Genomic DNA, 21967 nt, shown 5'->3' on the forward strand with positions numbered 1-21967 from the left:
GGCAGAAAATCTGTCAGCCGTATGGTTTGAGTTGTAAAATCCTGGGAAATTAGCAACTAATGAAGAAAAATATATTGATATTCCTTTAGATGACGATGTTGAATGGGACAAATATCCTTTGGATGATGATGAAATTTTTGAGTATCTTATAGCTGAAAATGCCGTAATGTATATGGCTAACAACTAGGAAAAATTATATTTGGTAATAAGGCAGTTAAGCGAAATGCTTAGCTGCCTTTTTTGTTTTTAATTAAGGAGAAACTTAAAATGACTCAAAAACAAACTAATGAAAAAAAGGCTATTAAACGCTATGAAATGAATAAGAACTACTATATTACGGTTGATCAAATAATCAATAAACTCGATATGAAATATAAGTTTTTTGAAAGTAAAGAAATTTTTGATCCAGAATACTTAAGAGAATACTTGGGGGAAAAAGTGAGTGAACATGATAAAAAAATGATGAAAGATCTAACAGAAAAAATCACCTCTACTGTTAAAGACAAAGTGAATAAAGATGGTTTTAGTTATTTGGATCAAACCAATGAAGATGGCACAGAAGAGTTGTTAATTGATTCACGTGGTCTTATGAACCTTGATTTTGCATTACATAACTATTTTTATTCAAAATCTAGCATTATGAATTTGCAGGCGCTTAAAGATCGTGATCATGAACTTCAAAGCAAGCAAATAGCAGAGATTGCTAAGGATCAAGCTGATCAAGACAATATTTTAATCCAAGTAAAAAATAGTGATGAGCGTTTAAATAAGCAACAATTTGATGATGTTGACGATATACTATGGGATTGTGATCTTAGTGTTTTTTCATATGATTTAATTTCTGATATTGAGAAAGCACAACCTGATCTAATGAAATATCAACAGTTTGATGATGATTTTAAAAATAGATTTACTCGCGATTTCGAACACGTGAAGGTAGAAATAGCTTGTAAAAATATTTTTTATAATAAGATGGTTCTCTTTCGTAGAGATAGATACATTAAAGACTATTTTATGAGGGAACTACATACTGTTAAAATTCGTGGCAAGCAAATAGTGTATGAAGGATATTCAGAATATGATCGTAAATTACAAAATCCACTTGAGTGGTATTGTTATAATTTTTAAGATATCAAGAAAAATATTGATATCTTATTTTTTATACAATCTTGCAAAATTTCTTGATAGTTCCTAAAGGAACTATCCAAATTTAAAAATAGTTAATTAAAAGGCAGTTAAGCGAAATGCTTAGCTGCCTTTTTTGCGTTTTCAAAGAGGCGAAAGACATGCAAGTAAGTACTATAGAAAATCGTGAAGATTATGTTTCAATCAAAGAGTTAGTTGATTTAATTGATAAAAAGTACATATTGCACTTACATAACAGTAAAAAAGATGTTGATAAACTGGCAAAATTAGCACTTGAAAAGAAAATAATTTCGACTATTAAGAAAGAAAATAATATTGATTATATCCAAGAAAATCGAGGTAAAAAGGTTTATCTAATAAATCGAGGAAGCATTAATGCTTTAATGAACTTATTAGAGAAGTACATCATTAGTAGACCTCAATTTACAAGGCATGATGAGGTTCTTTATAGTAAACAATTAGCCAAAATCAGTGATGGAAGTCAAAAGGATAAAACTTTAAAAGAATTGCAAATTCAGAAAAGTTCCGACTATCTAGAAGGTAAGAGCCTGGAAAATGCTAAGAATTGTATTATTCAAATTATTGATAACAATTTATATAACACAACGTATGACTCTACTCGAAAAGTTGTTGAGAAAATCGAGAAATTTGCTGCTGATAGCTACGACGATTTTGCTGAGGCTTTTAAAATTCATTTCAATCAAGCTTTTGAGGAGAAGCTAACTTATGATTTAAACAAGGTCAAAACGGAAATTATTTTTCAAAATAGCTTTAAGCAAAAATACTCAAGCTTTAATCAAATTGCTTATATTAAAGATTATTGTCTGAGAGAGCTTCATACAGTAAAATATGATGATACTTTCATAATTCGTAAAGGGTATTCAGAGTATGACATTAAATTGCAAAATCCACTTACATGGTACTGCAGAAAATAGAGCACCAGGAAAAATCTTGGTGCCCTTTTTTCTACATAATTTCAAATTTTTTCTTGATAGTTCTTAAAAAGCCTATCAAATCAAGGAAGAAATTTCTTTATATTTTTAAATTTTTTCTTTTTTATCTGGTTCAAAATATTAAGCATAAGGAGGAAAAGAAAACCTTCTTATTAGATTATAAAAGAAAGAAGTAATTAATCATGAAAAGAAAAAGCAATGGTACAAGCTACAATGTTGAGGCTGTGTGGGAAAACTTAGATAAGAGTAAGCCAATTTACTCTTTGAGTACTGAACTAACACCTCAATACGTCTGGGAAGATGGTAAGCCTACAGATAAAATCATTAGTTACAAAGCTGGCTTTACTCAGGAAGGTGCAGAATACTTCCAAGTGAAGTTCCCTAAGAAAGTGAACTTACCTCGTTACATGTCAGTCGTGACTTTTGACAACATCACCGCTTTTCAAATGCGATATGATGTTTATTTCAAGGCTGATGACGTGAAAGAAGTCAAATAAAATGAATACTGATGAACTTAAAAAGTATATTACTCAGAGCATTGATATGGCGCTAGGTTCTGACATGCAAGGCGAGAGTAGTTATACTAACAGTTTTTCTATTGAGTTAGACAAAGGTGGGATTAAGTTTATTCCGCGGATGCCCGCGGGATACTTAATCGATGATAACTTGTATCAACACATTTTTAAGATTTTGAATGTTGCACTTTATCCGAACTATACACTTTTGAAACAAAATACAACATACTTTGTACCGATTAGTACACGTAATATTCATGTTCAACGTGCTCTGTATTTTCCATGGCAAGTGGGAATTCCAAGACGTTTGATAGTTACTAATCTTGAGGATTTTGCAACCCAGAATGGCGGTAAGATTCAAATTATGAAAAATTTGAGTATTGACTATAACCGTGTCACTTCAATTGCTTTGGCTGGAACCTCTGGTAGTGGCAAGTCTTATTTCCTAACCTATCTCTTGGAATCCTTAAAGCATATTGATGAAAATGTGCATGGTGAAATTGGACTCAAAACTCTAACAGTAATTGATCCCAAAATGGATGAACCCAGCAGATGGGCTAAGGCTAATGGCGTTAAGGTTATTTATCCTGCTACAGATCGTTCAAAATCTGACTTTGTAGCACAAATTAATGATGTATTAAGTGAATGTTTAAAATTGATCCACAAGAGGCAACAGGTATTATTTAACAACCCAAGTACTACTTTCAAACATGTAACAGTGGTAATTGACGAAGTTTTGGCGCTTTCGGAAGGTATTAATAAAAATATTAAAGATACGTTTTTTGCTCTTTTATCACAAATTGCATTGTTAGGGCGTGCAACTCGTGTACACCTAATATTGGTAAGTCAACGTTTTGATCATAATAGCATTCCAACATCAGTGCGCGAACAAATGAACGTATTGGTTCAGTTGGGCAATATTAATCGTAAAACAACACAGTTTCTTTTCCCAGACCTAGATCCCGAAGGAATTGTGATTCCATTAGGTCGGGGAACTGGTTTGATTCAGGTCATTGACGATGAACATCCTTATCAAGTTCTGCCCTTATTATGTCCAACTTATTATTTAAGTAGTAAGGAGAAGATTCTATGACTATAACACCTCACGAATTTCATTGGTATATCCAGGCTCTAATGCAGAAGCAGCAATTAACTGCATTCATGGAAAAACCGCTTGATACCCTTGCTAAGGGAAGCGCAGAATATATGGAAGCCTATAGGTTTAATTCTTATATCAGGCTATCTAAAGTTAAATTGAATTGGAATAAGATTGAAGTAAAAGTTCGAATTCCTGAATTTCCTGAAGGTCAAGCACAACTTGATGCAATTTGGGATAAAGTTGTCAAGAAAATTTATCGTATGAATAATGGAGTTTTTACTTTATCTAATTATAAAAATAGTGACCCTAATTACTACGTTGTAGAAGGAACACGCGTTTAGATTTGAAGCACCAGTTTTTCTAGGCTGGTGCTTTTTTCTGCATTAATTGTATTTTTTTCTTCAAGCTAATGTTTTAAATCCTTAAAAGCTTGATGTATCAATAAATACTAATTCCTAAAATTTCTACAAAAGGCCCCCGATTGTTCTCAATCGCTCAAGGTATGATGAATATGTAAACAGGAAAAGAAATTATCTCACGAAAGGACAAATTTATTATGAAGAGATTTTATAACGGTATTTTATACGACTCAGATAATGCTGAATTAATTGATGATTATGAAAGTGATTATCCAGTTAATGACTTTAATTACTTCAAAGAAGGACTTTATCGAACATCTGAAGGTAAGTTCTTCTTATATGGTGAAGGCAATGCAGCAAGTAAATATGCTGAACGTGTCGAAGGTAACGGACCTTATGCAGCGGGTGCCGATCTTGTGCCTCTTTCAACTGAAGAAGCTAAAAAATGGTACGAGGGAAATCTTGAAAGGGTTTATCGTGATCGAGATATTACAGGATTGTACGAGACCTACTGCGAATTATTCAAAGGCAAAAGTAGCAGCAAAAATGAAGGAAAGGATGAATAAAAATGATTAACTATTCATTTAACGCGGCGCGCCCGCCGCCCGCCAAGGGCGAGAGGGACAGCGCCGCATAAAAAAACAAGCTATTTATGTGTGCGTTGCATGAAAAACTATATATGACAACTAGTGGGCTTGTTATTTTCTAGTTGTCATAAACTGTGCAAACTGTGCACAAAGAGTTGAAAGAAAGACAAGCCCTAAAAAGGTAATAGAAACGAGGAAAACCTTATGGAAAAACAAAATTTAAATAAAACTAGAGTTGTTTCAAAGATTTATGAAACAGCGGATTACAACCAATTTAGTGCAGTTGATGATTCTTTGTACGATCAAGAACACATTAACTATTTAATTTATGCTTACCAAAATAAGCATAAACCATTACCTCTAATTGTAGTAAAACCTGAGGCAGGATACTTAAAAATTGTGGAAGAACAGGATAGTTTCTACGCGGCTAAGCGATTAGGTGTTCCTTTGTATTATTACGAGAAGTACAAGACAGTTTCTAAACCTTTACATAAAGTTGATTTATCGTACAACGATTTAGAAGATTTATTAAAAGAGCTTTTAGATAAATATAATTTTATTTGTTAGTTAGAAGGTATTTTTCATGAAGAAAGAACCACGCGCGCGCCAATTCATGTACGTGCAAGACTTAGATCATCTCAAAGTAAAAGAAGATGATTTAAGCGATATTTTGAACAAATCAGGGGCGCTGGAATGGGTCTATATTAATCATGATAAAGATCCAAAAAAAGATGAAGATGGTAAGATCATCAGGCCTCATATTCATGCGGTATTAAAGTATGAAAACCCGCAAAAAGTTAGTACTGTGGCGAATCTCTTTAAAGACCAATCTCAATATGTAGATGTGTGGAAAGGCAGAATTGCCAATGCTTACTCTTACTTACTTCACGAAACTGAAGAAGCACGAGAGCAAGGGAAACACGTTTACAAGGCAAGTGAGGCTGTAGCTTCTTTCGATTTTCCAGCGAGAATGAAGAGTATCAGAGCTAAGATTACTAAAAGCCCTAAGTACATTTCTTCTTTGGTCGATCAGTATGCAGAAGGTAAATTAACTTATGACGAGTTGGAACAACTAATTGGAGTTTCTCAACTTGCAAGGCGTAAAAAGTTAATTGATCAGATTACTGAACTACGGGCAGAAAAAGAGCATGAAAAATGGCTTAAAGATTTCAAAGGTAAGAGCATGAAAGTCTTATGGCTGTACGGTGTGGCAGGTGTAGGTAAGACTCGTTTTGCAGAATATCTTTTGAGAAATAAGAAGTATGCAATTCTCGGTAGTAGCCGTGACTATTTTCAAGACTATAATGGTGAACATTACATCATTTTAAATGACTTGAGACCACGCGACTTTAATTATTCAGATCTCTTAAGAATCTTAGATCCTTATCAACATGATAAGGCTGCGCCAAGTCGCTATCATGATAAGAAGTTAAATGCTGAGGAAATTATCATTACAACACCTTATTCACCAGATGATTTCTACAAGTATATTTTCGTTGATGATCGGAGAGTGGATACGGTCGAGCAACTTTTAAGACGTATTCAACCGCTTCATATTACTAAGCACTTCATCAAAAAACGCTTAAAAACAAAAAAATCTAAGCAAGACGATCAAGATAATGCTTAGACTTTTGTAAATATTTTTCCAACTGAATTATAGGTGATAATACGAAATGAATCAATTGATTTTAAACGGTAAGAAACTACGTGAAGCATTGAATATTAGTACAACGCTATTTTACAAGTTTTTAAAAAATGGTATGCCATATCATCAAATTTCTGGTGGACGGAAATATTATATTTTAGATGAAGTCACAGATTGGTTGACAAAAGCAGGCTATCATCAAGAAAAAATTTGGTCAAAATAGAAGCTTAGAGGTAAAATGAAGGCGAACTTTGTTTTGCCTCTTTTTTATAAATTTAGAGGTAGAAAAGTGATAAAGAAAGTAAATAAAGATTCAAAAAAAGTTTATCTTGTAAGAATTCAACCACGTGATCAAATAACTGGAAAAAGAATTAATTTTCCAATTAAATATGCAAAAAACAAAGCAGATGCAGCAAAGCTTGAATCACAAATGTGGAATGAGTATAAAGCGGGATTAAACTTAGGAAACGGTAAGGCAATCTTTGCTGATGAGTTTCAAAAGTATGTTGATCAACGTGCTAATTCAATTAGTCCGGTAACTTTAAAAGCTTGGCAAGATTCAGCTAATTCCTTTAAGAGTTACTTTGGAAACGCCAAAATTAATGGAATTACTACGCAATTAGTGTCTAAGTACGCTCATGATTATGTAAATAAACATAACGTAACTGTTAGCAGGTCTTCTACTATTGCTAAAAGGCTAATTCATATGAGAAATTTCTTTAATACAATTGAGGGAAAGAGTATTAAAGAAAATCCTGTTCCTGAGAGTCCATTAAAAGTATTCTTTCGTCAAAGTGATTTTACAATTTCAAAAGATTGGCGGATCTTTACTAATGATGAATTAAAAAGAATCAGAAATTTAATTATTAGTGATTTGAAGCATAGTTCGGTTATTAATTGGGGAAGTAAGCTAGCAATTCTAATTGAAAGTTATACTGGTATGCGAGTTGGCGAGTTACAAGCATTAAAGTATGACAATATTATCTATAAAGATGATGTTTGGACTTTAAAAATTAACAATAGTTGGTCAGATTACATGAATGATTTTACAGGGAGCTTGAAAGCACGGCCTAAGGGATATTCGAGAACCGTATTACCGTTACCTCAAGAAGTTATTATTTTGCTTAAACGGTATCAAGAAAAACAATCTAACTTTTTGAAGGAATACAATTTGGATAATTCTTCAGGGTTAATTTTTATTAATCTTCATGATTATAAAAGCGCGTTTAATGATAAGCCAATTAATCAAAGAAGTATTAATGATATGCTAAAAAGCATTTGTGACCGCTTAAACATTAAGGCAGAAGATAAAAGAATGAGTTTGTACTCATTTAGGCATTCAATTTGTACTCATTTGGCTAATGTACCAGGTATGTCATTTACTTGGGCAGCTGAAAAAATGGGTCACTCTTTACAAATGTTTATGAATACCTATGTTGGAGTAGATCCTAGTATTAATAAGCAAATGACTCAACTTTGGTTAAATTAGTTTTGTGTTCCAACAAATGGAACATGAATTAAATAAGTGAATATTATGAGCGTTGATATTAAAGGAATCAATGATTAGAACCCGTGCGCTTCTAGTCAGCATAAATAAACTCGTTAAGACATGGTTTAAACGCCATGTCTTTTTTTGTGATCTAAGCAATATATCAAAGTAAAAGTACGTTTTGCTATACCTTTCTATAAAACTAACTACAATGAAAGGTGAAGAAGGCGTTTTTTATGACAAAGCATTATGAAAAAGAAGTCAAAGAAGCAGAAAGTGTATTAGAGGATAAAAAATTAACTGATAGTGAAATCTCACAAGAATTGATTTCCAAAGATAATCCAACTGAGAACGTTAAGCCATCTGAGATTGATTTCTTGCGTAAAAAGCCATCTTTAGCAACTCAAATTGATTTTACCTTGTTAGGTGACCTTGCTGGATTGTCCAAGGAAGCTAAGGAAGAAGCAGCCGCTGCAGCTGAATAATGTTAATGAAAATAAATTAGCCATGGTTTAAGCGCTATGGCTTTTTATTATGCAATCACATATTTAATTTGTCACCTAAAGCCAATATGATTAAACTAAAAATGTTAATGCAAAAATATTTTTAGGAAAAAACTATGACAATTATCGAATTTAAACATATTAGTTACCAGGTAAAAGAAAAACAAATCTTGCATGATGTTTCTTTTAAGGTAGATCGAGGAGATTTTTTGACCTTGGTTGGACCATCAGGCTCTGGTAAAAGTACTATTTTAAAATTAACCGCTAATTTAATCAGCCCAACAGCAGGCGATATTTTTTATCAAGACAAAAAGATGGCGAAATACGATCCCGTCCAATACCGCAGGGAAGTCTCTTATTGTTTCCAGCAGCCGAGCTTGTTTGGCAAAACGGTAAGAGAAAACTTGATTTTTCCCTATGAAATTAGAAGGCAAGTCGTTGTAGAAAAAAGGATAGATGAGTTACTAAAACTAGTTGATCTATCTGCTGATTTTTTGGATAAGGACATAAATTCTTTGTCAGGTGGAGAAAAGCAGCGAGTGGCTCTCATTCGAAATATAGTTTTTCCGCCTAAGGTGTTGCTACTAGATGAGGTTACAACTGGGCTTGATGATGATAGCAAGGAAATAGTGCATCAATTGATTAAGCGAGTGCACGAACAAGGAACTACTATTATTCGAGTAACTCACGATCAAAGTGAGATTCAGACGGCCGGTCATATTATGCAGATTAAGCAGGGAAGGATCATCAAATGAAGAATGTGATGGTTAGTAATTTATCTTTAGTGTTGGCTTTTGCCTTGGTGCTGGTATCAATCGCGATCTCGGCTAAAGAAAAGCTGGGCTTAACTAAAGATATTTTAACGAGTGTATTTAGAGCAATTATTCAGTTAGTCATTATCGGCTTTGTGCTGAAGTTTATTTTTCACGTTGATCAGCTGTGGTTAACCATCGTTTCAACCTTGGTCATCATTTTTAATGCGTCCTGGAACGCTAATAAACGTGATCCTAATCCGCACCGCAGTCTTTGGAATTCGATAATTGCCGAGGCCATTGGCACCTATGTGACGCTAGGTTTGCTGATTTTTTCAGGGGTAATTAAGCCCATCCCGATGCAGGTGATTCCAATTACGGGGATGATTGCCGGTAATGAAATGGTGGCGATCGGCTTATGCTACAAGGCATTGCATGATAGTTTCAATGATTTGCATCAACAAGTTTTAGAAAAATTAGCTTTGGGCAGCGATATTAAATTGGCATCGATGCCGATCCTGCGTCGGAGTATCAAAACTGCGATGCAGCCAACGATTGATTCTGCCAAGACCGTGGGCTTGGTTAATTTACCAGGGATGATGTCGGGCTTGATCTTCGCAGGAATTAATCCAGTTTACGCGATCAAGTATCAGATTATGATCACATTCATGTTACTGTCGGCGACAAGCCTTGGTGCGGTGATCAGTGGTTATTTAGCCTATAAAAATTATTTTAATGAACAGATGCAGCTGCGATGAGAAGGCCTGAGTTTAAACACCAGGGCTTTTATTTTTATCTAAAAATTCGCTACATTTTATTGATTAATTGCCGGAGAAAACACGGGATTTTAATCCCGTGATGAATCCGGCCTTTTTTAGTTTTTTTGCTTGTTCCCCCCCTTCTTTCTTAAACATATGTTTGATATAATCTTAAAAAGAAAGGAGGGAACAAATGTGCTAAAAGGGATCAAATTAAGACTCTATCCTAATAGAACACAACAAAACCAGCTTGAGCAGATGTTTGGCAATGATCGTTTTGTTTGGAATCAAATGCTGGCCATGATGAATGAGCGCTATCAGAATAATAAAGCTTTGCCTTTTTTAGGTAAGTTCAAGCTGAATTATCTGCTTAAGCCGCTTAAAAAAGAATATCCTTTTTTGAAAAACAGCGATTCTTCAAGCTTGCAGGTAGTTAATGAATTCCTAACTCAATCTTGGAAGAACTTCTTTCAAGATAAAACTGGTCAAATTGGCAAGCCTCGTTTTCATTCACGCAAGTATCTGAAAAAGTCTTATACGGGCAAGTCAATCATAAAAACTGCAGGTAAAAGGTACTTGAAGATTCCTAAATTAGGCTATGTCAAAACCAGCAAGAATAGAGTTTTGCAAGATGTTAAGATTAAGCGTTATACGGTCGTACTTGAACCAACAGGAAAATATTATTTGTCTCTACAGGTAGAAATATCTGAACCAGAGAAGTACAGCTTAACTGGCAAACAGGTTGGGATTGATGTTGGCGTGGCTGATTTAGCGATTCTGTCTAATGGGCTAAAATATCCTAGTTTTGACAGTTCTTATTTTGAAAAGAAAGCCAAAGTCTGGCAAAGAAAATATGCTCGTCGCAGACATTTAGCTAAATTATTAGTTTTGCAAGACAGGAATAAAAAGGTGCTTTGTCCTAGAAGCTTAGAGAGTTTCACTAATTGGCAAAAAGCGCAAAAGTCAAAAGCTAAGTGCCAAGCTAAAATAGCTAATCAGCGCAGAGATTATCTGCATAAACTAACTACGCATTTAGTTAAGCAATATGATGTAATTGCGATTGAAGATTTGAAAACCAAGAATCTTCAGAAAAATCATCATTTGGCTAAGTCAATTGCCAATGCTTCATGGCGGATATTCAGACAAATGCTAGAATACAAATGCGAATGGTATGGCAAGAAACTAATTGCAGTTGATCCCAAGAACACTTCCAGAATTTGTTCAAAATGTGGCTATAACAGTGGCGCTAAGCCATTAGAAATTCGTGAATGGACTTGTTCTAAGTGTCAAACCAAGCATGATCGAGATATTAATGCGGCAGTTAATATCCTGCATAAAGGAAGTACAAAGCTAAGTGGTCAGGGACTGGCCATGGTAACAAGCTGAGTTCCGTGAGTTAGGTATTTGACTAGTTCAATGTAAGATCCTAAACACTACTCAGTGTTCCCAGAAACCCGGCACTTTAGTGTCGGTGTAGTTCATAGAATCTGTCTATAACTCTACACATGGCACGAATCTGATCTTAATTACTTTTTCCATACATGCTTTAATCTTGTTAAAAGTTAAATACATCGTGTATGTGAATTTTAACGAGGTATGTATGAATAAAATAGATGAATTTTAAGCATGTAAAAGATGCAGATGCAATTGTTGTTGGTGCAGGAAGCGGAATGTCACGCTCTATCGGTCTTGCTTTTTGGTACGAAAATAGTCCGTTATATATGGACAACATGAAATATTTTGCTAAAAAATATGGCTTTAATGGTTTATTCCAAGGTTTCTATAATCGTTTTGAATCTGAAGAAGAGCACTGGGCATTTTTGCTTGAACTTTACAAGATGATGAATGAAATCCCACCACAGAAGCCGACTTATGAATATTTGAAAAACTTGATTGGAGATAAACCTGTTCATTATGTAACTACTAACCAAGATTTCCAAATTGACCAGAAGCAGATCAACGCCTTTCAAGATTTTATTCAAAAATATGAAGATAAGAAGTTAGTCGTACTTGAACTTGGAATTGGCCCACGCAACCAAATGATTAAGGTTTCAAGTATGCAATTAGTTGCAGTTGACAGAAATAGTCGCTACATTACGATCAACAAAGGCGAGTTGAATATTCTAGATATCATTGCAGACCGCAGTATTGGTTTTTCTGCCTCAATTGGTGATGCATTTAAGGAAACCATGACTGGTAAAAGTCATGGTGCTACAATCCAAGGTCCAACTAAGCCTCAACCTAAACCAGAATTAACACCGGAGCAAAAGGCTGAACAAGGTAAAGTTATGCAGCAATTTTATCCTGACTACATGGTAGATAGCGGCATTCGTCCTAGCAGTTTTCCAATGTATTTGACCATTGATCAAAAGCATCCGTCATACTTGCATACGGTGCAATATGGTCAATCAATGATGTATTCAATCGGGATGCCGCAATTGTTCACTGCTTTACTCAAGATGGCAATATTATAAGGTGTGTCTCGGTCTTGATAAGAGCAAAGATGAGGTTCACGGCTTTTACGTTGATCCAGGTACTTTTACCGCTATTGAGGATAGCAACGATGCGGGAGTTGGCTTTTCACAAATTAGCATTGAAATTCCAAACAATGGTGATGGTGCAATTTTAGTGCCAAAGAAAAACTGATCGACGTACGCTTTATACGTTGGGAATAATTAAAGATGCTTTTTTGAAATTAGTTGATGAAGAATCATATTCTAAAGTTAATATCGTGCGGATCTGTCGTGAGGCTGGGATAACGCGATCAACATTTCATGTGCATTATTCCTCGGTGACTGATGTCTTGAACGATGTGCTAAATGGTGCGTTGTTGCTGACGGAGACAAATCCTGTCCCATTTTTTGCTGGAAACGGGAAATCGCTGGATTATCTGAAAAGCAATGAATCGTTAGTACCGGCCTGCCAGCGGATTGGGGATGCTGGTAAATATCAAAAATTATTGATGGAACCCGATTTGAGCGAATACATCATTGGCAGAATCGTAGTGAATGAGCGAGACACGGTTTTGCCAGCTGTGATTGAAAAAACGCACCTTCCAAGAGAAGATGCGGAAACATTATTTAGATATGTGATTCATGGTTCGTTTGCGGTTAACCGCGCGCATAATTTTGTGAAAGATGAGAAATGGCCCCATGATGTCCAGATGTTGAATGAGTTTGCGGAAGCTGGGTATGAGCGGTTGAGTAGGAAGTAGAATAATAAAGATACATTGAGGTGACTTGATGCATCTTTTTTTGATGCGTTTAGAAGAAAGAAGCGTATATTTTAAGTAATAAGTTTTTATAGTAGGTGAGTAAATGGTATTACATATAGGTGTTTCGTATAAAACGGGACCTCAGGCTAAAAAAAAGCACAGGAAATTTCTAATGCATATTATATTTCTGAAGATGATGATTCTTCGAAAAATTATTTTATTGAAACCCATTTAAAAGATGGAAAGAAAAATTATTTTAATCAAGCTGGAATTTTTAAACCTGCTGAAAATGAATGCATTATTATTTCAAGTAATACGAAATCCAGAGGGATTAACTATAATCCATGGGAAGATGAGTTTAATGAAGATGTCGGGTATATAAATTATTATGGTGATAATAAAAGACCTGACACAGATCCTGCAACTACACGAGGGAATAAATATTTGTTGGATCAATTTAAAATTAGTCATGATCCTAATCCCGAAGTAAGAGCTACTGCTGTTCCTATTGTATTTTTTGAAACACGTAAACAGGGAGAAAGAATTTTTCATGGATATGGTGTGATAAAAAATGTTAAATTGGTAACTCAATACACAGGTAGTGGGGCAGATAAAGCATATTTTTCCAATTATTTATTCACTTTCTGTGTATTTTCAATGAAAAAAGAACAGGAAGGCTTTGATTGGTCCTGGATTGAAGCGAGAAAACAGGCAGCTAAAGATAAAAATTTTCTTTCTTTAGCCAATGCACTAGCTCCTAAAGAATGGAAATTTTGGATAAGGACTGGAGATTTAGAAAAAGTTCGCCGGAAGGTTTATGGAAGAAGTACTTCTAAAAAAGAGGAGCAACTGCCTACACCTGGTTCTGCAGATGATAAAATTTTGAATCAAATCTATGAATATTATCGTAAGAAAGATAATTCAAAAGCTCATAGTGGAGATTTTGAATTTGAAGGTCTAGCTAAAGAAATTACACGATTAATTATTGGGGATGCATGCCATGATGGTTGGGTAACTAAATCATCTGGTGATGGTGGTTATGATTTTGTTTTACGAGTAGATATTGGAACTAAGGGCATTAGCCAAGTTAGACAGGTGGTATTAGGTCAAGCTAAATGTTACCGACGAGATCAGCGTATAACAGGAGAAGCCGTTGATAGAGTAGTTGCTAGGTTAAAGCGTGGATGGATCGCAGCATTTGTGACTACATCTTTTTTCAGCGACCCAGCTCAACGCGAAATACTGGAAGACGATTATCCAATCATGTTAATTAGTGGTAAGCAGGTTGCACAGACCGTAAGAAAATATATCTATGAGAAAAATATAACTCTTCAAGAATATTTAGATTCATTGAGTCGCGATCAATCTTTTAAATCACCAGAAGATATTCTGAAAGAAGAGTAGCTAAATGTTTTATCCATTAATTATTTCTCAAGTGTTCTACAATAGACTAAAAAGAACAAAATTATAGGAGGATAAAAAATGCCATGTACAACAATTTTAGCCGGTAAAAAAGCTACGGCTGACGGCTCAACTTTAATTGCCAGAAACGAAGACTACGGTCACGCCTTTAATCCTAAACGTTTCATCGTCGTAACGCCTGACAAGCAACCTAAAGATTATCAATCAGTAACTTCTAAGTGCAAGGTAGATTTGCCTGACAATCCTATGCGTTATACCGCTGTGCCAGAACTTGAATCAACCATGAAGACCATGGGCTGGTGGGGCGAAGCCGGCATCAACGCCGCTAATGTTGCAATGAGTGCCACCGAAACCAGCACTACCAATTCACGTATTTTGGGCGTTGACCCAATGAACAAAAAGGGAATCGGTGAAGAAGACTTCGTTACGATCGTTTTGCCTTATATTCATTCAGCTCGTGAAGGGGTAAAATTGCTCGGGCAATATCTAGAAAAATACGGCACTTATGAATCAAACGGCGTAGCCTTCTCAGATAAAGATGAAGTTTGGTATATGGAAACTATCGGTGGCCATCACTGGGCAGCTCAAAGAATCCCAGATGATTGTTACATCGCTGCGCCAAACTGGTTTAGCATCACCGATTTTGACTTTGCTAGTGATGATACGATGGCTTCCGCTGATTTGGAAGAAATGATTGAAAAGTATCACTTAGATATTGATCACAGCGGTAATCCATATAATCTTCGTCATATCTTTGGTAGTCACGATGATTCAGACTATGAATACAACATTCCGCGCCAATGGTATATTCAAAAACTCTTTAATCCAAGTGATGTTCATGAGCCTGATGATCCTAACTTGCCATTCATTAAAAAGCCTGAACATTTATTAACTATTGAAGATTTCAAGTATGCTTTATCATCACGCTATCAACATACTAAGTATGATCCTTATGGCTTACAAGGCACTGATGCAGACCGTCATGCTTTTCGTCCGATTGGTTTTCAACGTAATCAGGAATTATCAATTTTACAAATTAGAAATGATGTCCCTAAGGAAATAGCTGGCGTTCAATGGTTAGCCTTTGGTCCTAATACATTCAATGGCATTGCGCCATACTATACCAATGTGCTTGATACGCCTAGCGTTTACCGTGATACCAAGGAACATTTTGATATCAAAAATATGTATTGGCTGACCCAAGCTATCGCTACCATTGTTGATGAGCATCCATTCCGCTACAGCGCTTCAGTCGAAGAATTGAAGCAACAAACATTAGCTGCAGGTCGTCATATTTTACTTGAAACTGATGCAGAAGCTGAGAAATTAACTGGTGAAGAATTACAAAAGAAACTGCATAATGCTAATGAGCAAACTGCAAAAGCTGCATACGATGTTGCAATGAAATGCTTCGGTGATTGTGTTGAAACTGGTGCATTACAAATCAAATTGAATTATTAAGCTTGAAATTAAAAAAGGCTCGCCGAGAGGCGGGCTTTTTTGATCAGTTTTGTTTTATGTGATGAACAAAAATCAACTTTTGTCACAAAAGCAATTACGAAAAATATACATTGTTTTTCTCCTTTACCGAATAGCTATCTTTTACTTTTTTCCTCTGTATAATCTCAATTAACGAATCTAAAAGTTAATGAGGGAATATGATATGAAAAAATTACTGGTCAGTGTTGTGCTTTTATTAATGCTGATGTGGGTCAAAGGAGCAAAAAACGTTCAAGCTGCCGTGAGTGATAATTTTACTAAGATCGTTTTTAACGATGGCAGATCAGAAAAAGTGGAGAGCGGTCAGCTAGTTCACGTTAATGTGGAGCTTACCGGTTATCAGAAGGATAAGTTGAAAAGTGATGATTCACTGACTATTACCTGGAGTGAATCTGATAAAGTCCAGGCAAAAGGAATTAATAAAACTAAAAATATTATCATTAAAGACGAAAATGATAACGAGCAAAAAGTTGGGACATATACTGTTGAAACCAATCGCGTTTTAGTGAAATTTAATAACAAGATTGAAAAGTATGATCACATTGTAGGTCAGCTAACATTTGATCTTTTGGTTCGTAATTCAGCGAATGATAAACAAGAACTAACTGTGCATGCCGGAAAAATTGAGAAGGTCTTAACAATTGAACCCGAAGATAAAGAGGCACTTTTTACTGAAATTATTGGTAAATTGAATCAACACCAAGATAGTATTGCATGGGAAATAAAAGTAAATCCTGATGAAAAAGAATTTTTAGGACCGATAAAAATTTTGAATGAGCTACCAGAGGGTCTGGAATTTAATAAAAATACGGTAGGAATCGAAACCGATGATATTTTTATCGAGTTAGGCAAGAAAGAAGTTAAATTTGATCAAAATAAATTGTTGATTAGTTTAAATAATAAGGGACGATCACATAGAACTTTTACTATTAAATATAAGACGAAAGTTCTGGAACAAAAAGCGATTACCGGGATTAATAAGATCCAATTAGAATATCAGTTAAAAAATGAAGATAAAAGAAAAAGTAGTTTATACGAAGGGAGAATTTTAGATGATTATGATGCAACTTTTGTGGGGATCCGTAGTGAGAGCAATGATGAAATGGCACGACGCAAGACTCTTGAGAAAGCTGAAAAAGATAGAGGATTGTCTATATTGTTCTCAAAACTACTCAAATTATTAGACGATAAAAAAGATAGTCAGCAAACAAACGATAAGGATGTTGAGCCAGTCAAGACGTTATCTAAGACAAGTACACCGGAATCTACATTTGAAGCGGCTAAGGATGTAAATCCTAAAGAGCTAAGTGGCTTTGACAAGAAAGAACAAAAGGTTACGCATAGCGATTCAAGTGATGATACCGACTTAGATGAAGAAGATGATGATATTAAATCACTAAAACATTCTTCAACTAAGGAGCATTCATCTAGAAGTCGTTCAGGCAAATTGCCACAAGCTGGTGAAAGGACAAATGGCATTTTAAGTTTGATGGGTGTATTCATTTTGCTGGCAGGAATATTAGGAATTAAAAGAAAATTTTCAAAATAAAAAGTATATTAATTATAAAATTCGGATTTTTGATAGATAAAACTTGATCTTTCACGTATTATGGAGTTATAACTTTGTATCATGAAAGAGATATAATATGCCATACTCAATTTCAGAAATTATTGTTTTATTTTTTACGTATTCTTCTATTGGCTGGCTATGGGAAACTTGCTACTGTTCAATTAAAGATCATCATTATGATTATCGTGGCTTTCTTTTTGGACCATATTGTCCAGTCTATGGATTTGCAATTACGACTATTTTAATTTGTACCAAAGATGTACAAGATAACTTATTTCTTTTATTTGTAATTGGATTTATTGTTGCAACAGTCTTTGAATATTTTGCTAGTTTCTTTCTTGCAACAGTCTTTCATATGAAATTATGGGATTATTCTCACTTATGGGGAAACGTTCAAGGAAGAGTAGCTCCAATCATTTCGCTCTTTTGGGGAATTGGAGTGGTGTTACTGGTAAAATTTGTGCAGCCATTTGTTCAAGATATTATAAACATAGAAGAAAGAGATACTCATGGCTGGTTAGCCGTAGGTATTACGATTGTAATGGGACTCGATACAGTCTTAACTATGATCAGTGTAGAAAGATTCCATACTACGACCAAGATGTGGGATGACCATATCAATCAATTCATTGATCGTGTAAGAATTAAAGTTGAAAGCAGAATGCCTGAAAAGGGGTAAATTAAAAGTTGGCGATTGGCATCACTCAGTAATGCAGCACTATGATGAATTGCAACCATATCAATTAAGTTGGAACCATAAACGTTTTCTTAAGAGTTTCCCTAAGTTAAAAGTACTTGATGCACCAAAGTTTATGGAAATCAAAAAAGATATTTTGAAAAAAGAAGATTAGATAGCAAAATAGACAACTCTCAATTGAGTTGTCTATTTTTTTAGTGGAAAGTGGTATAGAAATACCAAGAACAAATTTAGGAATGATACAATCAAACATATGAGTTAGAGAAAACGAGGTTAGGTTATGGATACTGCTTGGCAGAAATTCAAAAATAATATTCCTTTGCGCAGGTTTGTAGTATTTTTGATCATTGTTGCTTTTCTTTATGAAATGCGTGCGATGATGAATACGATTTTGTTAACGTTTATTTTTACATATGTTATTGTGCATTTGATTCACTTCGTACAGCGTTATGTTTCTAAAATGCCAACCGGCGCAATTGTTGTAGTGACGTATTTAATTATTTTGGCACTACTTTATTTTGTCGTTACGGTTTATATGCCGATGTTGGTTGGACAGATTTCTAAGATGGTCAAATCCGTAATGGCATTTTATGAGACGAATCAGTCATCGCGGTTAATGTCGTATGTAACGCATTACATTAGCAAAGGTGAACTTGTTACACAGGCAAAGCGTGCCATGACATTTGCCTTTCATACCGCTACTAATATTGGTACGTTGACGATTGCAACATTCATGTCGCTTATTTTAAGCTTCTTTTACACCATCGAATTAAAGCAGATGCGAGAGTTTTCAAGTTTATTTGTTAAAAGCGGCTACTTAAAATGGTTATTTGAAGATATTCGTTACTTTGGCAAAAAGTTTACTAATACTTTTGGTGTAGTTTTAGAAGCACAATTTTTTATTGCAATCTGTAATACGGCCCTTACCATGATTGGTTTGGCGATTATGAAAATGCCACAAATTGTAGCTTTAGGCTTGATGGTATTTATCTTAAGCTTAGTACCAGTTGCCGGTGTGATTATTTCGCTGATTCCATTAAGTATCGTAGGGTACTCCGTCGGCGGCATTCGCTATGTGATTTATATTTTTGTCATGATCATGATTATTCATGCAATCGAGGCGTATGTGCTAAATCCTAAGTTTATGGCCAGCAAGACAGAATTACCGATCTTTTATACTTTTTTAGTACTTCTTGTAGCAGAACATTTTTGGGGTACATGGGGACTAATTGTAGGAGTTCCGATTTTCACTTTTTTATTAGACGTTTTAAATATCAAACCTACTAAAAAGGATAAGAAAGTTAAATTAAAATGAGAGTACTACTTACAGGCGATAGCATTATCGCTCGATATGAGGGAAAAGCAGAGCCACATATTAACTGGAATTTAAAGCGAATGCTGCCTGAAATTCAAATTGAAAATACTGCTGTTTCAGGAATTAATTCAGGAGCATTTTTTGCTCGATTAAATGAATTAGTATTGAGCGTGAAAAAGTGCGATAATTTGGTGATTTTATTAGGAACAAATGACTTGGCAACACATAAGCAGGTTCCGCTAGAGCAATTTAAAAGAAATATGGAATTAATTGCCTCTGCGGTTATTTGTCAGTACTATCCGCCACATGTATTGCTCATTTCGCCGCCAGCAGTAGATGAGCAGAAGCAACATGTACGCAATAATGAGTTGGTAAAAAAATATGCGAAAGTGGTTGAAGAGATAGCAGAAGAATATCATTTTCATTATGCAGATTTGTGCCAAGCAATGATTGATGCAGGCGATTTAAGCGATATTTCTCGGGGAATAAAAAATGATGGCTTGCATTTTGGTGATAAAGGATATGGAATACTAGCAAGTTTGATTAGGCGAGAATTGAAAGAAATGTAAAAAAGCAAGGTTATCAAATATAGATAGCCTTGCTTTAATTTTTATCTAACTAATGCCCAGATGAGACTTCCGATACCAATGATGGCGAGAAAAGGGATTAATAAGTATGCACAAAAAATAAAAATCAATCCTGCCATAATTAGGAAGCCGAAAATTTTAATTAAACCGATTCCCAATTTGAAAAATAGCCAAAGTAGGAAAATTACCAATAATAATGAAAGCATAATTATACCTCTAATTTCTATGATTAATATTTTACTACTAGCAGAATATTGTGGACCTTAAGCTTTTATAAAATTTAGTTACCGTTAACAATAGATCAGACATTGAAAGCTCTTACAGTGATGACTATATTTATTTGATGTAAGCGATTTAAAAGAGAGAAAATGAGAGGGAAAAATGAAAGAAGAAAAAGTGGGCTTGCCTACATTAGCTAGTAGTGTAATCTGGATGATTAGTTTGGGTTATTTAGGTGTGCAGATTGCCTTTACTTTGGAAACTTCTCAAATGAGCAGAATTTTTCAAACTTTGGGTGCAGATCCAACTAAACTTGGTTGGTTCTTCATTCTGCCACCGTTAGCAGGGTTGGTAGTTCAACCAGGGATTGGATCTTTGTCAGATCGAACATGGATTCCTAAAATTGGACGTCGGTTACCGTATTTATTAATAGGAATGATTTTCGCTGTTTTAACTATGGTAATTTTACCTAATGTGGGCAGCTTTGGTCTGGGATATGGTTCAATTGAAGCATTGATATTCGGTGCTGTGGCTATTGCTGTTCTTGATGTTGCTTCGAATATGGCCATGCAACCATTTAAGATGATGATTGGTGACATGGTTAATGATGAACAAAAGTCATATGCTTATGGTATTCAAAGTATGCTTTCAAACTTTGGTGCCGTAATTGCTGCATTCTTTCCATTCTTATTAACGACACTAGGTGTTGCCAACACTGCCAAAAAGGGAGTAGTGCCACAGTCAGTGGTTATTTCATTTTATGTTGGTGCAGCAGTTTTAGTAATTACTTCATTATTTACAATTTTTAGAGTTCATGAATATGATCCAGAAACTTATGCTCGTTATCATGGCATTAAGGAATCTGATAATCAAGAAGGTGGCGGCTGGATTAACTTGCTAAAAAAGGCACCAAAAGTATTCTGGCAAGTTTCATTAGTTCAGTTCTTCTGTTGGATTTCTTTTCAGTATTTATCAACATATGCTACGGGCGCAATTGCAGAAAATGTTTGGCATACAACGAATGCTTCTTCTGCAGGCTATCAGATTGCTGGGAATTGGTTTGGTGTATTAACAGCTGTACAATCAATTGCAGCAGTAATTTGGTCATATGTATTAGCCAAGGTGCCTAATAACCATCATAAATTAGGCTATGGTTTAAGTTTATTACTAGGAGCCATTGGCTATACTTCAATCTTTTTAATTCATTCACAAGGAACGCTGATTCTATCTTTTGTATTGATTGGTATTAGTTGGGCAGGGATGAATACTTATCCATTGACGATGGTTTCTAATGCCTTATCAGGCAAACATATGGGGACATATCTAGGCTTGTTCAATTGCTCAATTTGCTTACCACAGATTGTTGCTTCACTGCTTAGTTTTATTATTTTTCCAATGGTAGGAAATTCCATGCCAGCGATGATGTTAATTACTGGGATTTCAGGCTTTTTAGCAGCTTTGTCGGTAATTGGAATTAAAGAAACCTATGTTAAATGAAAATAATTAAGGTAAAAAAGGTGAGATAGCGCATAGCTATCTCACCTTTTTATTATGATATTCATCATGTTAAAAATTATTTATTCGTAAATTGCAATAATAAATTGAACACTTTTAATCAAGCTGCTTGATAGATTAGA

General features: G+C 34.9%; 24 protein-coding genes and 1 pseudogene. 24 read left to right on the forward strand and 1 reads right to left on the reverse strand.

Annotated features, from left to right (window positions below; translation table 11 throughout):
- Window positions 1–267: 267 nt before the first annotated feature.
- The 23 genes and pseudogenes from CP368_RS05770 (at window position 268) to CP368_RS05880 (ending at window position 20093) form a co-directional block, all read left to right on the forward strand.
- Complete coding sequence (locus CP368_RS05770) at window positions 268–1128, forward strand: hypothetical protein (RefSeq protein WP_087712520.1); 861 nt, start codon at window positions 268–270, stop codon at window positions 1126–1128.
- Window positions 1129–1286: 158 nt separating this feature from the next.
- The gene (locus CP368_RS05775) at window positions 1287–2081 is read left to right on the forward strand and encodes a hypothetical protein (RefSeq protein ID WP_087712519.1); all 795 of its coding nucleotides are present in this window, start codon (window positions 1287–1289) and stop codon (window positions 2079–2081) included.
- A 200-nt stretch (window positions 2082–2281) separates the two neighbouring features.
- On the forward strand, window positions 2282–2596 hold the full coding sequence (locus tag CP368_RS05780; RefSeq protein WP_087712518.1) for a hypothetical protein: 315 nt from the start codon (window positions 2282–2284) through the stop codon (window positions 2594–2596).
- A gap of 1 nt (window position 2597) precedes the next feature.
- Window positions 2598–3707 carry a cell division protein FtsK gene (locus CP368_RS05785; protein ID WP_087712517.1) on the forward strand — a complete coding sequence of 370 codons (1110 nt, stop codon included), beginning with the start codon at window positions 2598–2600 and terminating at the stop codon, window positions 3705–3707.
- Window positions 3704–4054: a hypothetical protein gene (locus CP368_RS05790; protein WP_087712516.1), complete on the forward strand. Its 351-nt coding sequence runs from the start codon at window positions 3704–3706 to the stop codon at window positions 4052–4054. Before CP368_RS05785 ends, CP368_RS05790 begins: the two co-directional genes overlap by 4 nt.
- 215 nt (window positions 4055–4269) lie before the next feature.
- Entirely contained in the window at window positions 4270–4638 is a 369-nt protein-coding gene (locus CP368_RS05795) for a hypothetical protein (protein ID WP_087712515.1), read from the forward strand.
- A gap of 225 nt (window positions 4639–4863) precedes the next feature.
- Window positions 4864–5226 carry a hypothetical protein gene (locus CP368_RS05800; protein ID WP_087712514.1) on the forward strand — a complete coding sequence of 121 codons (363 nt, stop codon included), beginning with the start codon at window positions 4864–4866 and terminating at the stop codon, window positions 5224–5226.
- A gap of 16 nt (window positions 5227–5242) precedes the next feature.
- Complete coding sequence (locus CP368_RS05805) at window positions 5243–6286, forward strand: Rep family protein (protein WP_087712513.1); 1044 nt, start codon at window positions 5243–5245, stop codon at window positions 6284–6286.
- Between the two features lie 46 nt (window positions 6287–6332).
- Window positions 6333–6527, forward strand: a complete 195-nt coding sequence (locus CP368_RS05810; protein WP_087176855.1) for a hypothetical protein — start codon at window positions 6333–6335, stop codon at window positions 6525–6527.
- Between the two features lie 66 nt (window positions 6528–6593).
- Window positions 6594–7793, forward strand: a complete 1200-nt coding sequence (locus tag CP368_RS05815; protein WP_087301052.1) for a site-specific integrase — start codon at window positions 6594–6596, stop codon at window positions 7791–7793.
- Between the two features lie 236 nt (window positions 7794–8029).
- A complete protein-coding gene (locus CP368_RS05820; protein WP_087176861.1) occupies window positions 8030–8278 on the forward strand; it encodes a hypothetical protein in 249 nt (82 codons plus the stop codon).
- A gap of 134 nt (window positions 8279–8412) precedes the next feature.
- Window positions 8413–9051, forward strand: a complete 639-nt coding sequence (locus CP368_RS05825; RefSeq protein WP_098044163.1) for an ATP-binding cassette domain-containing protein — start codon at window positions 8413–8415, stop codon at window positions 9049–9051.
- Window positions 9048–9806, forward strand: coding sequence for an iron export ABC transporter permease subunit FetB (gene fetB / locus CP368_RS05830; RefSeq protein ID WP_087176247.1), 759 nt, complete (start codon window positions 9048–9050; stop codon window positions 9804–9806). The genes CP368_RS05825 and fetB overlap by 4 nt, the downstream gene beginning before the upstream one ends.
- 156 nt (window positions 9807–9962) lie before the next feature.
- Entirely contained in the window at window positions 9963–11192 is a 1230-nt protein-coding gene (locus CP368_RS05840) for an RNA-guided endonuclease TnpB family protein (RefSeq protein WP_098044164.1), read from the forward strand.
- Between the two features lie 227 nt (window positions 11193–11419).
- Window positions 11420–12280 carry a hypothetical protein gene (locus tag CP368_RS10735; RefSeq protein ID WP_233185804.1) on the forward strand — a complete coding sequence of 287 codons (861 nt, stop codon included), beginning with the start codon at window positions 11420–11422 and terminating at the stop codon, window positions 12278–12280.
- Window position 12281: 1 nt separating this feature from the next.
- Window positions 12282–12452, forward strand: a complete 171-nt coding sequence (locus CP368_RS10585) for a hypothetical protein (RefSeq protein WP_171030378.1) — start codon at window positions 12282–12284, stop codon at window positions 12450–12452.
- Between the two features lie 43 nt (window positions 12453–12495).
- Complete coding sequence (locus CP368_RS05850) at window positions 12496–13020, forward strand: TetR/AcrR family transcriptional regulator (RefSeq protein ID WP_233185805.1); 525 nt, start codon at window positions 12496–12498, stop codon at window positions 13018–13020.
- Window positions 13021–13350: 330 nt separating this feature from the next.
- The gene (locus tag CP368_RS05855) at window positions 13351–14424 is read left to right on the forward strand and encodes a restriction endonuclease (protein WP_233185806.1); all 1074 of its coding nucleotides are present in this window, start codon (window positions 13351–13353) and stop codon (window positions 14422–14424) included.
- Between the two features lie 78 nt (window positions 14425–14502).
- Window positions 14503–15903, forward strand: coding sequence for a C69 family dipeptidase (locus CP368_RS05860; protein ID WP_098044167.1), 1401 nt, complete (start codon window positions 14503–14505; stop codon window positions 15901–15903).
- A 202-nt stretch (window positions 15904–16105) separates the two neighbouring features.
- Window positions 16106–17491, forward strand: a complete 1386-nt coding sequence (locus tag CP368_RS05865) for an Ig-like domain-containing protein (RefSeq protein WP_098044168.1) — start codon at window positions 16106–16108, stop codon at window positions 17489–17491.
- A gap of 97 nt (window positions 17492–17588) precedes the next feature.
- Window positions 17589–18363 (forward strand): annotated as a pseudogene (locus CP368_RS05870) (putative ABC transporter permease).
- Window positions 18364–18489: 126 nt separating this feature from the next.
- The gene (locus tag CP368_RS05875) at window positions 18490–19524 is read left to right on the forward strand and encodes an AI-2E family transporter (RefSeq protein ID WP_098044169.1); all 1035 of its coding nucleotides are present in this window, start codon (window positions 18490–18492) and stop codon (window positions 19522–19524) included.
- Entirely contained in the window at window positions 19521–20093 is a 573-nt protein-coding gene (locus CP368_RS05880) for an SGNH/GDSL hydrolase family protein (protein WP_087176240.1), read from the forward strand. The genes CP368_RS05875 and CP368_RS05880 overlap by 4 nt, the downstream gene beginning before the upstream one ends.
- A gap of 41 nt (window positions 20094–20134) precedes the next feature.
- Here the strand turns inward: CP368_RS05880 and CP368_RS10740 are convergent, their stop codons facing one another.
- Window positions 20135–20317: a hypothetical protein gene (locus CP368_RS10740; protein ID WP_087176239.1), complete on the reverse strand. Its 183-nt coding sequence runs from the start codon at window positions 20315–20317 to the stop codon at window positions 20135–20137.
- A gap of 175 nt (window positions 20318–20492) precedes the next feature.
- Here CP368_RS10740 and CP368_RS05890 point away from each other — a divergent pair, with 175 nt between their 5' ends.
- Window positions 20493–21827 carry an SLC45 family MFS transporter gene (locus tag CP368_RS05890; RefSeq protein WP_098044170.1) on the forward strand — a complete coding sequence of 445 codons (1335 nt, stop codon included), beginning with the start codon at window positions 20493–20495 and terminating at the stop codon, window positions 21825–21827.
- Window positions 21828–21967: the final 140 nt, after the last annotated feature.

The sequence above is a fragment of the Lactobacillus sp. UMNPBX17 genome (genome assembly GCF_002553735.1).
Classification (GTDB): domain Bacteria; phylum Bacillota; class Bacilli; order Lactobacillales; family Lactobacillaceae; genus Lactobacillus; species Lactobacillus gallinarum.